The 16550-nt window shown below is 41.3% G+C and carries 10 protein-coding genes; 6 read left to right on the top strand and 4 right to left on the bottom strand.

Features of this window, described 5'->3' with window-relative positions; genetic code table 11:
• The first annotated feature begins 19 nt into the window (after positions 1 to 19).
• The 6 genes from B3600_RS04975 to B3600_RS04950 all read left to right on the top strand — a co-directional run bounded on the left by B3600_RS04975 (position 20) and on the right by B3600_RS04950 (position 10907).
• Positions 20 to 1600 carry a SusD/RagB family nutrient-binding outer membrane lipoprotein gene (locus B3600_RS04975; protein WP_156167642.1) on the top strand — a complete coding sequence of 527 codons (1581 nt, stop codon included), beginning with the start codon at positions 20 to 22 and terminating at the stop codon, positions 1598 to 1600.
• Positions 1601 to 2134: 534 nt separating this feature from the next.
• Entirely contained in the window at positions 2135 to 3259 is a 1125-nt protein-coding gene (locus B3600_RS04970; protein ID WP_286752302.1) for an ROK family protein, read from the top strand.
• Positions 3260 to 3282: 23 nt separating this feature from the next.
• Positions 3283 to 6603 carry a SusC/RagA family TonB-linked outer membrane protein gene (locus B3600_RS04965; RefSeq protein WP_286752301.1) on the top strand — a complete coding sequence of 1107 codons (3321 nt, stop codon included), beginning with the start codon at positions 3283 to 3285 and terminating at the stop codon, positions 6601 to 6603.
• A gap of 4 nt (positions 6604 to 6607) precedes the next feature.
• Positions 6608 to 8200 (top strand): SusD/RagB family nutrient-binding outer membrane lipoprotein, encoded by a 1593-nt coding sequence (locus B3600_RS04960; protein WP_286752300.1) that lies wholly within the window; start codon positions 6608 to 6610, stop codon positions 8198 to 8200.
• Positions 8201 to 8274: 74 nt separating this feature from the next.
• Entirely contained in the window at positions 8275 to 9711 is a 1437-nt protein-coding gene (locus B3600_RS04955; RefSeq protein ID WP_286752299.1) for an alpha-L-fucosidase, read from the top strand.
• A gap of 161 nt (positions 9712 to 9872) precedes the next feature.
• Positions 9873 to 10907, top strand: coding sequence for a sialidase family protein (locus B3600_RS04950; protein WP_286752298.1), 1035 nt, complete (start codon positions 9873 to 9875; stop codon positions 10905 to 10907).
• A gap of 56 nt (positions 10908 to 10963) precedes the next feature.
• On the opposite strand, the gene B3600_RS04945 is transcribed toward B3600_RS04950, so the two are convergent.
• The 4 genes from B3600_RS04945 to B3600_RS04930 form a co-directional block, all read right to left on the bottom strand.
• Positions 10964 to 13327 carry a glycoside hydrolase family 3 N-terminal domain-containing protein gene (locus B3600_RS04945; RefSeq protein ID WP_286752297.1) on the bottom strand — a complete coding sequence of 788 codons (2364 nt, stop codon included), beginning with the start codon at positions 13325 to 13327 and terminating at the stop codon, positions 10964 to 10966.
• 407 nt (positions 13328 to 13734) lie between these two features.
• Positions 13735 to 14229, bottom strand: coding sequence for a hypothetical protein (locus tag B3600_RS04940; RefSeq protein ID WP_286752296.1), 495 nt, complete (start codon positions 14227 to 14229; stop codon positions 13735 to 13737).
• Between the two features lie 92 nt (positions 14230 to 14321).
• Entirely contained in the window at positions 14322 to 15170 is an 849-nt protein-coding gene (locus B3600_RS04935; RefSeq protein WP_286752295.1) for a glycerophosphodiester phosphodiesterase family protein, read from the bottom strand.
• A gap of 159 nt (positions 15171 to 15329) precedes the next feature.
• Complete coding sequence (locus tag B3600_RS04930) at positions 15330 to 16523, bottom strand: purple acid phosphatase family protein (RefSeq protein WP_286752294.1); 1194 nt, start codon at positions 16521 to 16523, stop codon at positions 15330 to 15332.
• Positions 16524 to 16550 lie beyond the last annotated feature (27 nt).

The following is a 16550-nucleotide window of genomic DNA, read 5'->3' as shown; positions in this document are numbered from 1 at the left end:
TTTTTTACCCACGAGAATCATGAAAAAAACTTTTCTTTCTATATTAACTTTGGTTTCGGCCCTATCGACGATGGTCGGCTGTAAATCACAACTTGACGACAAGTTTCAAAACCCAGATGCATCGACAAAAGCAAATATTCCGGCGTTCTTTGCCGAAATGCTAAATAATGATCGTGTAAGACCAGCTTATTACCACTACCGTACATTTATTCTGTCCAATCAGGCAGTATATACGCAGACAGCGTCTTTTTATCCGTCAAATACCATGTATCAGCCGAACGATAGCTACTCTTATGCATATTGGACGGATTTTTATGCTCCTGGTGTACTGGGTATCACAAGAAGCATGGAAAAAGCATACGCTGAACTTCCTGAAGCGGAGAAAGCAAGTAAAGAGATCTTTATCCAAACGGGCAAAATTGTATTGTTTGACGAAGCATCTAAACTTGTTGACAACTTTGGAGATATCCCTTTCAGTGAAGCCGGTAGTCTACCAACAACAAGTACGATTATTAAGCCAAAGTTTGATGCGCAAAAAGAATTATACAATCAGTTCATCAGCGAATTGAAAAATATCAACACGTATTTATCAACAGCAACGACCAATCCCGATTTTTCAAAATACGATATCTTGAATAGCGGGAATGTTGCGAAATGGCGTAAGTATGCCAATTCACTTCGCCTGCGTCTATTGATGCGCATTTCTTTTGTTGATGAGGCAAAAGCAAGAACTGAAGTACTTGAAATGCTGAATAACCCAACACAATATCCATTGGCAGATGGTGGCGCAACGGCAAACTATAACCCCAGAAATGAAGACATCTTATTGCAGCCGCTAACCAACTATACCGGAACATTGAGACAGGCTTTGATTGAAGGTCCTAACCAATTCGCAACAGATCATATGTTGAACAAAGTGATGTTACCAGCGAATGATCCACGTATTCCGGTACTTTATGATAAATTCGGAAAAACAGTAGACGGTAAGTTTGTTCAGAACAAAGAGTATAGAGCAATGCCAATTTCCTTTACTTCAGCGGATATGGAGAAGAATTATCAAGACTACGCTGTGTTGGATTCGGCAACTATCTTCGACAACAATGCTTTGCCGGGAATTGTCATTACCGCTTCTGAAACCAATTTCAATAAAGCTGAAGCGTTATTAAGATGGGGAGCAAGTAATGCAGCCAAAGATGCTTACGATGTCGCTGTTAAACAATCCGTTTCTTTCTATTATTATTTAAATAATTTAAATACTTCAGGACTGAAAACAGAGAAAAAACCTACCGATGACGTCATCAATGACTTTGTAGACAAATCGACTATCAGCTTTTCAACAACTCAAGCAAAGAACCTAGAATTAATATGGACTCAAAAATGGTTACATTATGGTTTTTTACAGGCACAACAAGCTTGGGCTGAATTGAGACGTACAGGATATCCAATATTGACATATCCTGTGGCTGGATTGGCTAATTACGCAAATCCTCCTAAACGTTTATTATATCCTACCCAAGAGATTTCAAATAATAGTTCTAATTACGATGCTGTTAAAGCAAATGATACAAGAACAACTAAAATCTTCTGGGACGTCAAATAGATGATCACACATTAAACGAATGAAATCTCGCGAGCAATTGTCCTGAGATTTTGAAAGAGCCTGGTAATACCAGGCTCTTTTTGTTTTGCTATATCATAAATAATCGAAGATAGAGTCGGTTATAATATTACAATCTCCCCTAAAAAAACGGATAATTTCGAGATACCATTCGGAGCTTCTCCTCAAAAAACCTTTTAATATTATAGCAATTTCGTTACAATACTCACCCAACCTTTCTTTAATCGATAAAAAAAAGAGCCTTCTTTTGAGCAAAAACACATTATCATCAAATTCTTTTTAAAAATTTTAAAAAGAATTTTGAACTTAACACAAAGTGTGTTTATCTTTAACATACAATGCTTATGAGAATCTAAACATATTGATGATCTATAAGCAAGTTACTATGAAAAACCAAGGCGCGATGAAATGATTTTTATCAGCCATTATGAAACTTAGAGAAAACCAATAGTTATACTAATACAATTGAACTAAATTATGGGCGGCGAAATTTTGAGAATTTTGTATTACAGGCCGATGCAACCGATTGCAGACATTGCAAACTCTTTATCGAAAAGCATCCCCTCTGTCACCAAGCAGATCAATGATCTTTTGACACGAAATGTTGTTGTCGAAAAAGGTTATGCAGCATCCACAGGTGGAAGAAAAGCTATACAATACATGCTTAATGAAAATTTACAGCAAAGTATTATTAGCGTGTCTATTGATCAATTCTATACATCCATATCTTCCTCAAATCTCAAGGCTGAAACAATTTCGTCGCAAAATAATATTCCAATCGACCTTAGAGATAAGAAGGCAACGGAGTCCATTCTGGAAGCATTGAACAATTTCATCATTTCCAACCAGATCAACATTACACAAGTAATCGGTATTGGAATTAGTATGCCTGGTTTTGTTGATTCGGAAACAGGTCTCAATGAATCGTACAATGAAGATTCGCCCTTATATAACATTCGAAAACTATTTGAGCAAAAATTTAAGGTTCCGGCCATCATTGACAATGACTCACGTTGTATCGCCCTAGCGGAACGGAAATTTGGTGAAGCAAAAGATTCATCCCACTCGCTCGTGATCAATCTAAACTGGGGTGTAGGCTTAGGAATACTCATCAATGATGATATCTTCAAGGGAACATCAGGTTATGCCGGCGAATTCAGCCATATTCCGCTTTCCGATACATTAACCTTATGCTCATGTGGCAAACGCGGCTGTCTTGAAGTCGAAGCTTCCATTAGTGCAGCCATTCGAAATACCGAGCGGGATATAAAGAATGGAGAATATTCCATTTATGATAAACTAGCCCATGAACACATCAATAAAATCGACGCATTAATTGAAGCTGTCCAAATCGGAGATCAGGTAGCAATCAACAACATTGGGAAAGTTGGCTATTTACTTGGCAAGGGAATTTCGACGTTAATACACATTCTCAATCCGGATAAAATAATCATCAGTGGCCGGGGAGCCGAAATCGGGGACATTTTGGCGCCTCATATTCAAGTGGCCATTAATGAATATAGCATTCCGAAGATTTCAAGGAAGACAACATTGGCAATTTCCACACTGCATAAAAGGGCGCAACAAAAGGGGACAACTGCCTTAGTCATCGAAAAATATATTACTAACATAATTAACTAACGTTTTACACAAACACCTAAAACATGAGTCTATTTTACAAAAAAACTGCAGGATTGGCGCTATGTACACTTTTCAGTGCTACAGCGCTCTATGCGCAGCAAAGCATTTCTGGAATAGTTTCAGATGCTAATGGACCAATTTCTGGCGCCACTGTCTCCGTAAAAGGAACCACCAGAGGAACTCAAACTGGCGGCAATGGATCTTTCACAATCCAAGCTTCAACAGGTGAAACTTTGCGCATCTCCATGGTGGGCTACAAATCCCAAGAAGTTGTGGTTGGTTCCAACAAAACAATTAATGTAAGCTTAACCAGCGATCAATCCAACCTGGAAGAAGTTGTTGTTACAGCCATGGGTATCAAAAAAGCCCCAAGAGAGCTTGGTTATGCCATGAGTACAATTGATTCCAAAGAACTAACAAAAACCGGTTCACCAAACTTTGCGGGGGCATTGTATGGTAAAGCACCGGGCGTACGCATCACAACTGCTCCAGGGGGAGCAACCTCAGGGGTAAATATCAATATTCGTGGTATTAACTCTATCACAGGAGGTTCACAACCGTTAGTCATTATTGATGGGGTACCTATGCGCCAAAATAAATTTGATAACTCCAATTATTGGGGCGACCAACGTGCTCGCGGTAATGGCCTTGAGGATTTAAACCCTGAGGATATCGAAACAGTATCCATTTTAAAAGGAGCTTCAGCTGCTGCATTATATGGATCTGAAGCGATGAATGGTGTTGTCCTTATCACAACAAAATCAAATAAGGGGGGGACAGGCTTTTCAATTGATTTTAATGCAAACTATACGCATGATCAAATTGCATACCTACCCAAATTCCAAAATGTACGGGGGCCAGGCTATAGCTTAGCTTATGCAAATGGAGGACAGGCTGAAGATAAATTTTTCTATTATGGCGCTGATAGGGCTGTTGATGGAGTTACAAGAGGTGTTCTACCCGCAACGGTAAACTTCGGGCCTAAATTTGATGGACTACCAACGGTAACATGGGATGGTAAGGTGCGTCCTTATGAAGCTCAGAATGCTTACGGAAAGTTTTTCAACAATCCCAACAATACATCCCTTAATCTCGCGTTAGGCCACGCAACAGAAACGTCAAATGTTCGTTTCTCCCTTACTCGTCAAGATAATCAGATGACGTCGTTCGATTCATATAACAAAAAGAACATTGTCAATTTTAACTCAACATTTAAATTGTGGAATAAACTAACAACCGATGTTGTCGTTAATTATATCAATCAGCATACGCATAACAGACCATTTATGACGGATCGCTTGATTAACAATTTTACGGGGATGATTTCCACGTTTGATAACCCAGACTGGTATGCAGATCGCTATCAAACGAGCCTAGGGTATAAATATGTAACTGGAACGAATCAAAGTCTTACCCCAGGTGAAAATCTAATACACAACGGATATAAAGTCGATGTATTAGATTACTATTGGAATACTCGAGCTAAAACAAGTGATGAATATTCAAACCGTCTAATTGGTTCATTTACGAATACTTATCAAATAACAGACGATTTATCTGTTCGCGCTAGATTCTCTGCTGACGTTACATCAGCACGATTTGAAGATCGCAGCCCTAATCGCTTCCCATTACTTTACGGTTTTGACACCGAATCAGGATTTACGACAAAAAATCAAAATCAAAACATTTATTACACCGACCTTCTTGCCTCCTATAAAAAACAAATTAATAAGGACATTAAGTTAGGAGCTGCAGTAGGCTATACTGCGACAAAAAATCAGGACTTTTCGGTTAGTGGCTGGACTAACGGTGGATTATCTCAACGCAATTGGTATGATCTATCAGCCTCCGTTAATGATTCCAGAAGCTCACAAGCTAGGGTTTGGTCATTAAGAGATGCAACTTTTGGAACTTTAAATTTTAGTTTTAAAGACTATTGGTATGTAGAAGGGACATTACGTCGTGAGCTTATTTCACAGATGCACCCAGATAACAATGTTTTGTATTATCCATCGGTCAACTCAAGTTTAATCTTATCTGATGCGTTTAAACTTCCGGAAATCTTCGATTATGCGAAATTAAGAGGCTCATGGGGAATTGTGGGAAATTATCCTAATATTTTCCAAAGCGCCTTGAGCTTCTCTCAAAAAACACTGGGCGATCAAGGAACAGGATCTGTGATTTATACACAGGTTCCAACCTCCGGCTTCGGAAATGAGCGCATTAAACCTGAGACCAAGCATGAGATCGAATTTGGTTTAGAAACTAGATTGTTAAAAGGCCGATTAGGATTTGACATTACTTATTACAATGGCCAGATCAAAGATCAGATCCTAGATTTCTCTTTACCAATGACGACAGGTGCTAGCTCTATTGTTGCAAACGTAGGTACATTACGTAACAAAGGATGGGAATTTGTTGTTAACGGTACACCAGTTCAAAGTGAAAACTTCAAGTGGAATACAACCGTTAACCTTGCGTTCAACAGAAACAAGGTCGAGCAATTAGCAGGCGGTGCGACCGAATTAGAGCACCGATTTATTGATGGTGATGCAGCTAAGATTATTTCGAGAGTTGGAGAACCATTGGGTGATATCTACGCTCGGCCGGTAAAAACAGATGATCAAGGACGAATGATTGTTGACGCAAATGGTTTATATCAATTGGACAACACAACGTACAAAAAAGTTGGTAATGCCATGCCTAAAGCAATTGGTGGGTTCATCAACTCCTTTAGTTACAAAAATTTCACTTTGGACGCTCTAATTGACTTCCGCTGGGGAGGACATATTATGCCTACCGGTATCAACTGGATGAAAAGTAGAGGTTTGCTAGAAGAAACCTTAGAGGGTATGGACGCCGAACATGGTGGATTGAGTTACTACTTGTCTGGAGGAAAAGGAATTGCTACTACTGGTTCCACTGGACCTAATGGAGAAACGGTTTATCATGATGGTATGTTATTGGACGGGGTTTTATTAGATGGTACTAAAAACGCGAATATCATCTCCCAAGCGACCTACTTCAATTCAACCTATAACTGGGGTGGCCCACAATATGGCGGAAACTCTCGTTATGAACTTTATGTAGAGAAAAACAACTATATCAAGATGCGTGAACTTTCGCTCGCTTATAGACTTCCGAAAGATTTCGCTCGCAAGTTAAAAGCGAAAAACATCAGTTTATCGGCCTTTGGAAGAAACTTGTTCTTCATCTACAGAACCGCCAAACACCTCGATCCTGAACAAATGACAGGTGGTTCACACTGGTCACAACAAATTACCAATGCTGGTTCAGGTCCAGCAACAAGAACTTATGGTTTAATGTTACGCGCAAGTTTCTAAAATTATGAAAATCAAAAAACACATCTTACTTGCTGGTCTATGTGCCGCGGGTATTACAGCAATAACCTCTTGTAGTAAATCATCTTTTGATGAGTTATATAGAGATCCAGGAAAAATAAGTGAAGTGTCAGCCGACAAACAGTTCGCAGGAATTACCTATTCCTACAGAGAACTGGTTGTCCCAAGTTACTGGAATTACTTTGTTATCCTCCGATCGACTGCTAATCGCTATGTTCAAGCTACGGGATGGGCAAACGAGAATAATCAATTGATACCTGGAGGTGCTTCTATCCAGGATCGTTGGAATACTTATTATGCAGGTCTTGCACAATATCGAGAATTTGAAAAAGTATACACAGCATTGCCAGAAGCAGAGCGAACTCAGCTACGCATATTTTACCTTGCAGCGAAAATTTTCTTTTATGATCAAACGCAACAAGTTGTTGATTTACATGGAGACATCCCTTGGTCGCAAGCAGGCATGTTGAGTACCAATGGCGGAAATTATCCGAGCTCGTATGCTAAATATGATACTGCAGAAGAAATATATAAAGCTATGCTGGATGACCTAAAATCCATCAGTACCGAGCTTAATACGTTGCCAGCACTAACTTCAGGTGTTTCCACGTCTTTTAAAACCCAGGATTTAATAAACAAAGGTGATATTACACTATGGAAAAAATATTGTAATTCCCTTCGCCTACGTATGTTGACTCGCGTCAGTGCTGCCTCTACTTTTACAGCAAGAGCAAACCAAGAGCTGGCCGACATTGTTGGAAATCAATCAACTTATCCTTTAACTCTCACCAATGCAGATAATATCGACATCAGTGTCTTCAATTCAGGATCTGATATCAATGCGAGAGGATTTAGAGATGGTTTAGAAAGCTGGAACGCCAATATTGCCGGGAAAGTAATGATCGACAACATGGTGTCAAAGGCAGACCCGAGATTACCATTTATTTTTGAACCTGGACAAGGTGCAAATGGGGCTTATATTGGGCTAGATCAGTCTCTAACGAGTGCAGAACAAACTGCTTTGATTTCCGGAACACCAGCTAATCCAAGTAAGATTGCCATCTATAATCGTTCTACTTACTCGAGAAATGAATATTTCCCAGGGTTATTGATCACGGCATCGGAAGTCAATTATTTACTTGCTGAGTATTACAACAGGACTGGAAATAATGCTGCTGCAAAATCAGCCTTCGAACAGGGTATAAAACAATCCATCGCACTATTCCCTGCAATCAGAGCATTGAGCAAAGATAATACGACTACTGCCGCAACTCAACCAACAGAAGATCAGATTAATACCTATATTTCAAATATTGGTTGGGGAACAAATAACATTCAATTAATCGCTACTCAAAAATGGCTACATTTCAATGTTATTCAACCTTTACAATCCTGGGCGGAAGTAAGAAGATTAAATTACCCTGTATTTACTTTTAGAACAGAAGTATCTGATATTCAAAAAACTGTCCCTGCGAGATGGAATATCCCCGCAACAGAAGTGAATTTAAATGGCGCAAATTATGACGCTGTAAAAAGCAAAGATAAGCTTGACACCAAACTCTTCTGGGACGTAAATTAACGCAAAAGCTACATCTATCTACAAGAAGGCCACCTAAGGTGGCCTTCTTTTTATCATTTTCACTATCTTTATCCATGCAAAAACTAAAAACCATTATATCCACCGCGCTGATTGCTTCAAGCGCAACATTAGCGTTTGGCCAAGCACATAACGTATCTAATGGCTATCAAAAACCGACAGATCCTCTAGTGATTGAAAATCTCGAACAATGGCAAGATATGAAGTTTGGTCTTTTCATGCACTGGGGTACCTATAGTCAATGGGGAATCGTCGAAAGCTGGAGTATCTGTCCTGAAGATGAAGGCTGGACGCAACGCAAACCCGAACATGGTAAAACCTATTTTGAATACCTCAAGAACTACGAAAATCTACAGACTACCTTTAATCCAACAGATTTTAATCCACAAAAATGGGCCGATGCCGCTAAAGCTGCCGGCATGAAATATGTCGTCTTTACAACCAAACATCACGATGGATTTGCCATGTTCGATACCAAAGAATCGGATTATAAAATCACCTCCGCTAAAACGCCATTTTCGACAAATCCAAAGGCCAATGTAACCAAAGAAATCTTCAATACATTCCGCACTGATGGTTTTAAAATTGGCGCTTATTTCTCCAAACCGGACTGGCACTCCGATTACTACTGGTGGTCCTACTTTCCGCCAAAAGACCGAAATGTAAATTACGACCCTAAAAAATATCCGGATCGCTGGCAAAAATTCAAAGACTTTACCTACAATCAAATCAACGAGCTGACTTCCGAATATGGCAAAGTCGATATCCTTTGGTTGGATGGTGGCCAAGTCCGCCCCTTAGAAACGGTTGACAAATCTGTTGACTGGCAACAGACGATCAAAATGGATCAGAATATTGACATGGACCGCATCGGTGGCATGGCAAGAAAAAATCAACCGGGTATTATCGTCGTTGACCGTACGGTACCTGGAAACTGGGAAAATTATGTCACTCCCGAACAAGCGATTCCTGAACATCCCTTGGATATTCCATGGGAAAGTTGCATCACCATGGGTAATTCGTTCAGCTATGTGCCCAACGACCAATACAAACCAACCAAAAAGATTGTTGAAACATTGGTAAAAATTATTTCTCGCGGCGGAAACTACTTATTGAACATAGCCCCTGGCCCTACAGGAGATTACGATCAGGCTGCATACGATCGCTTGAACGAGCTGGCAGCCTGGATGAAAATCAATCAAACTGCAGTGTTTGCAACACGTACCATTGCTCCATATCACCAGGGTGACTATTACTACACCAGAAGCAAAGACAGTAAAGTAGTCAATGTATTCCATCTTTCTGAAGGCGATACTTACCAACAACCCAATGAATACGTGTTTGAAGTACCTGATAACTTTAGCGTAAAAAAGATCGCTATTTTAGGTCATAAAGGTAAATTGGACTGGTCGCAACGTGGTAACCAAATTACCTTGAGAAGTCCTAGTACACGATTTAGCTATGCTACGGCAATTCAATTGCAAAGCAAATAACATAAAATTCCGTTGGATATAATCCAACGGAATTTTATCATTTAACGAGGTCATTGTTTAACGATAATCGCCTGAACATCGCAGCATCCCCAAAGTTTCTGCTCAGAAAAAAGAAAATAAGACGCAAACCAACGAGTGGGTTTTAAAACCCTTGAATTCCAATGAAAAAAATCAACCTGCTTTCCATAGTTATAATCCTGTTCCTATCTTCATGTGCAACCTATAAACCTCAGATCCTGGTATCGGAGCAAATCTTTAAAACAGGTCAGGTTCCATTCCAACAATGCCATGCTTCCACAATTCAAGTCGTGGGAAAAGACAGCTTATTAGTTGCCTGGTTTGGCGGTACGCATGAATCTAATCCCGATGTTGTCATATGGAGTTCCCTGTACAGCAAGGGCCAATGGCAATCGCCTATACAGATTGCCGATGGTATTCTTGGCGATACACGTTTTCCAACATGGAATCCGGTCTTCTATCAATATCCACACAGTGACACCCTCTCTTTATATTATAAAATAGGTCCTAATCCACGGGAGTGGAAAGGCTACGTCAAACATTCCCTAGATAAAGGAATGAGCTGGTCAGCACCGCAGCAATTGCGTGAAGGTATATTGGGGCCTATCAAGAATAAACCGCTCACCTTGGCCAACGGGCTGCTGCTATCTCCTTCCAGTACGGAATCCAAAGAAGAAATCTGGAAAGCACACCTGGAAATCAGCCGAGACCATGGCCATTCATGGTCCATCAGCGCAATACGTCCAGATACCAGCATACAGGTTATTCAGCCAAGTGTGATCCAACACAGGGATGGACGCATTCAGGTACTTTGTCGAAGTAAAGAAAATAAGGTGATGGCCGCTTTTTCAACAGATCAAGGCTTTACCTGGGGCTCCTGGCAAGCGACAAACCTACTCAATCCCAATTCAGCCACCGACGCTATCCGTCTACGCAATGGTTTATTTATGATTGTCTTCAATCCAGCCATAGCAGGCAACGATTGGTGGGAAGGACGTACAAAACTTCATGTCGCCATATCGAAGGACGGCTTACAGTGGAAAGATGTCCTAACGCTGGAAGACGGGGTAAAGAACGATGAGTATTCGTATCCTACAATCATTCAGGATCCGAAAGGCCTCATTCATATCACCTATACCTGGAATAGGAAAAGTATCAAACATATCGTGCTCAAATAAAAAAAATAGGGCTGTCCAAAATTGGTCAGCCCTATGCTATAGTTTGTGGTTTAGGATTAATAATCCCTCGTTAATTCCATTTCGCCTTTAAGTCGGATATCATCAGAAGATGCTCCAACCAAGAATTTAAATTTTCCCTTTTCTGTCTTCCATGCTTTGCTTGCATTCCAAAGTTTGAGATCTTCCTTAGTCAATTGAAACGAATAGCGCGCCGTCGTCCCGGCTGCAATGTTTTTGCGTTCAAATCGCTTCAATTGCATTACCGGTGTTACGACCGAACTTACTTCATCCACAATATACAACTGGGCGACTTCATCTCCCGCCAATTTACCGTTGTTTGCCACGTCGAACGACACCGTACAAGCAAAATCATTGCCATTCTCCTTCAAAGAGACCTGTAAATTCGAGTAATCAAAACTACTGTAGCTCAACCCATAACCAAATGCATATAATGGCTTAGCCGACATCTCCACATAATCGTGATGTTTAGGTTTTGTATGGTTGTAATGTACAGGAAGCTGGCCGACCGAACGAGGTACCGAAATCGGTAATCTTCCCGCGGGATTGTAGTCGCCAAACAAGACATCGGCAACTGCCAAGCCTCCCTCCTGTCCGGGGTACCAGGCATTCACGATCGCAGGCACATGTTCAGCTGCCCAATTTAAGTTCAATGGTCTTCCCATAACCGTAACAAGTACAAGAGGTTTTCCAGTCGCCTGTATCGCTTTCAGCAACTTGATCTGATCGCCCATCATATCCAGGGAAACGCGGTCAAATCCTTCTCCGCTTTCCATATCACTTACCGTGTTGGGATCAACATTGGCCGCCCCAGTTGCTTGATACGACGTTTTAAAATCACGTGCACTCGAACCACCCAGGACTAAAACCACCGCATCGGCCTGCTTTGCAGCTGCGACGGCGGCAGCAATATCGGAATTGCTTGTATCACGGATTGCACAACCTTTCACATAATCAACCTTCGTACTGTTACCAACTGCCGCCCTTATTCCTGTCAAGAGGGTCTGAACTTTCCCTTCAGCCTGTGGAGCAGTATAATCGCCCAGCTGATTATAGGCATTGTCGGCATTCGGTCCTATAACGGCTATTCGTTTCAACGATTTACTTAAGGGTAAAATATGCTGATCGTTTTTAAGCAAAACAATCGACTCGCGTGCCACTTGTCTTGCCACCGTTTTATTTTGCGTCGTAGCGACTTTTTGCGCTACCATTTTTTCATCCACATAAGGATGATCAAAAAGACCAAGATTGAATTTCATACGAAGTACCCGGGCCACTGCTGTATCGAGAACGGCAGGTTCAACCAGCCCCTGTTGAACAGCCTTAAGCAGATTTGAACCATAACCAGTCCCGCTTAGATCGACATCCAATCCGGCATGTATACTTTGCGAAGCCGCTTCCTCGGCAGTCGCTGCTGTTGCATGTCCGCCATTGAGCCCCGATATACTCAATAGATCCGATACGACAAATCCCTTAAATCCCCAGTCTTTCCGTAGGATGTCATTCAACAGCCAGGAATTGGCAGAACAAGGAATACCATCAATACTATTATAAGCGGTCATCACTGAACCAGCTCCAGATTTTACAGCACGCTCAAAAGGCGGGAGAAAATACTGTTTCAGGCTTCGCTCGCCAAACGACACGGACTCACCGTTGTGACCGCCATCCGGAGCCGCATAGGCAACAAAATGCTTTAGAGTACCTATTATTTTATCCCGCTCACCGATCTTTTCCCCTTGAAAACCACGGATCATTGCGCTTCCCATTTGTCCAATAAGATAGGGATCCTCCCCATAGGTCTCTTCAGTACGCGACCAACGTGGATCTCGTGCTAAATCTAATACAGGACCGTAACCGTTTTTACCACCCACGGCATAAGTCTCCATGGCGATTGTTGAAGCCATGTCCTGAATCAACTGCGGGTTCCATGTACTCGCCTGCCCAATTGCGGTAGGAAATACCGTTGCACCAATAGCCATATGTCCATGTGGCGCCTCTTCAGACAATAACAATGGAATTCCAAGGCGCGTGCTATCCACCATATAACGTTGGATCGCATTGGTAGCGCGCGCAGCTTCTACAGGGCTCAAACCATTCAGCAAGGTTTTTTGTGTCCAGGGATCGGCACGTAAGGTTGCCCATAATAATCCGATATGCTGTTCTTTTACCGCCTTTCGCAATTTATTGCTGATTGTAACCTGCTTTCCGTTCTTGCTATACATGTCCCAACCCAGCAATTTGCTCAATTGCCCGACTTTCTCTTCCACAGTCATTCTTCCCAATAGATCACTTACCCGTTTTTCAATTGGTAATGTACTATTCTTATAGGGCAATTGCTGGGCTTGAAGTTGTGGGCAGAGCAATGTCGTCATTGCCGCCATCAGTAATATACGGACTTTCATAAGTGGATTATTATTTATCTAGTTTTCTTCATTAATTGGATCCGGTTTTATTAGTTCACGCCATCTATGCAACCGGTTTCCAAACCACTAAATTAACGATTTAGCCTAAATAATCAAGTTAAATTTTGATTCCTAATTCTTTTAACCATCTATATTTCGCAGCATCGGTTTAAATTACATGTACGTAAAACAGTAAGATCAACGGTCTGATTTAGATTAACTACTCAACTGAAGGAAAACAAATTGCAAAAAACACAAGGTTCGCTCTAGCACATTGCGAGATCGGCATGACATCAGGGAGCAGGGAAAATTGATCCAATCAGTAGAATGGGATTTTATCCATATATAACTAAAAAAAGAAAGACAGCAAGCCGTCTTTCTTTTGAGTGTTAAAGGAAATATACTACTTATTTTTTTGCAGCCACCTGCTTACCTTGAAAATAGTATTCAATTGGAGCTGCGTATGCTAGCGGATTATCATTGCGCGAAATTAATATGAGCTGATCAGCATCAATCTGTACCTCATAACTTTGGTAAGGGCTACTGTCGGCAAACTTGATACTTTTCTTCTCTTTATCATAGCTAAATGCGCGATGCTGTTGTTCAGCAAAAATCAAACTTTCAAATGTTAGCTTATCATCCCCGCATAGTTCCTTACCACGATTGACAGTGAATTTATTCGCTGATTCAGCAAATGTGAACGTATACACATTATCCTTTTCACAATCTTTCAGTTTATACTTATGCTGCTCATTTGTCGTACCTTTCGCAGACACGATAGGGCTCCATTCAAAACTTTCCAGCTGTTTTTGAACATCCATAGGTACAGTCACTTCATTTTCCTTACTGCAGCTCGTCAGTAAAAAGAGGATAGCAAAACTTCCCGTAAATAATTTATTCATTGCGGTTTCCATTAGTTATAGCTGTATGACGATCATCCTACCAATATCGCTACAATAAATTAATTATTTTTAACTAAACAGATAAAAATAGACTAAGAGCCGGAAAGCACCTCGCGCCACAAGCTCGGATGATCTGTTTGAATAAGACGTACAAAAGGATATTTCTCCAAAAAAGATCGATAAGCTTCCTTTCCTTCCTGTTCTGCTTTGTCGTCATATTCCCCCAAACTATTCATCCAAAAATAAATACCCTGTTTGCGCAATGCATTAAGTTTTTCGGTATCAGTAAATGATTCATCAAGATGGACAATTGAGGTTAATTTCATCTTTAGTATGGCCTCTAGATCCTTCATACTACGTGCCCTCGGAAAAAGTGTTATCGTTGGATTGAATTTGTAAATCTTGGGCATGTCTTTGTAATCGTAAAGAAAAAACAGCACTTGGTCTTCCATTCCCTCCTGTTCAACAAGTTCATAGGTTTTCTTAATAAACTCTTTGCGATCTTCTTTAAAATCGAGGTCAACAATAATTTTTCCCTTTGCAACGCGCAAAGCTTCCGATAGGGTTGGTATAACATGATCCGAGGCTTCACCATTTGCCTTTTTGCGTAAGTGGAGCTGTTGAAGCTCGGCATAAGTCTGTTTGGCGAGCTCTCCTTGCCCGGTTGTCGTGCGATTGACTGTTTTATCGTGCATCAGCACAAGTACACCATCTTTGGTTGCCCTTACATCCACCTCTACCACGGAAGCCCCCTGCCGAATAGCCTCTTCGATAGCGGCAATCGAGTTTTCCGGTTGCTCCAGATGAGCTCCCCGGTGGGCAGCTATGTGTAAACTCTGTTGATCTAACTTGGTTATTAAATCTTTCGACTGAGCATATAAATGGCTTGTAGAACTTACTATCATACTCAACAAGATAGTAGAAAATATAATATTTTTCATTGTTGTATAGCTATTATTTTAAGCAATCTCTTTTTGTTATGCGTTAGAAACCGGCGATCTCGCAGCAGTTACATCTTAATCGCGTCATGGATTGAATCCTGCACCTATATTGACGGAAAGTAATCCGGTTTGAATGGATCACCTTCCGTCTATGTCGTTCTACTTTTTCGACAACTCGAATGAATCAAACAACTGCCCATTCAACTTGTAGCTTGAAAAATACAGTTTATCAGCGGTCAGTTTGATCACCTGATACAATTGCGTCTGTGAGGTTGCAACTTCCATCCAGCGCTCAGAATCTGATTCATACATCTTAGGCCCCGCTACAGACAGAAGATAGACAGGTCGCTTTTTACCCAGCCCGCCACGAGCGTAGGTATGATCGTGGCCCTGAAGGACCAAATCGACACCATATTTCTCGAAAATAGGTTTGAAACGTTCTCTCAAGATGGTATTGTCACGATTTTTTGCCGTAGAGTATACGGGATGGTGCATGACAACAATATTCCATTTTTTTGGTGATGAAGACAACACTTTCTCCAACCACTTTTCCTGTATCGTTGCTGCAGTAGAGTCGAGCATAATCAATTGAGAATTTAGGGAGATCATACGTAGATCCTGGTAATCGAGGTAGTAAACAGCATCTTGTATACCCTCAGGGCCATTCCTTGGCAAGTTGAATTGTGCTTTCCAATGCGGGTCAAGTACAAGCTTCCCAAGCGAGTCGCGACGGTACTCGTGATTCCCGGGTGTTGGAACAGCAGGGATCATCTGATGAATAAATCCTGCGGCCTCATGCCATTCTGCCCATTCCTCATCCGCATTTGAACGATTGATCAGATCGCCCGCGTGAACAATAAAACGAGCATTTGCTTCCTGCTGGAAAGCACGACGAATGGCACGTGCCCAACGTGAACGTAGGTCGTTCTGCGCATCACCCAAATAGATAAATGAAAACGCGCCTGAACGCTCCGCAGTTCTGAATTGGTTCCAGGCACTCCAATTGCTGCCATCTCCAACGCGATAGGCATAAACTGTACCGGGTTTCAGGTCACGGAAGGTTACCTGTCCATAAGCATCCTCTTGCTGTCCTCGCTCGAGAGATAGCGCTGTTCCATTTATTGTAGTTGCATTTTTCTCAAGTTCCGGATTGCTCTGTTCTTCGGCAATCTGACCAATGATTTTAGTCCTATCCGCATTGATCCGCCAAGAAACAGACTGTGTATTGCTGGGATTATCGGACCAGGTCAACGTAATCCGATCAGGTTGTTTGGCGTTATTATCCGTCTGGCTTTTCCCTTCCAATAAAGTGCAGCATAGTACTACAGCTAGAAGAATATGTTTGATTTTCATGGTGATATTGTTTTATGAATCGATTTG

This window comes from Sphingobacterium sp. UBA2480 (genome assembly GCF_002341965.1).
GTDB classification, from domain to species: Bacteria; Bacteroidota; Bacteroidia; order Sphingobacteriales; family Sphingobacteriaceae; genus Sphingobacterium; species Sphingobacterium multivorum.
Note: the sequence above shows the minus strand (reverse complement) of the source record. Positions and strands in the feature narration are given on the sequence as shown.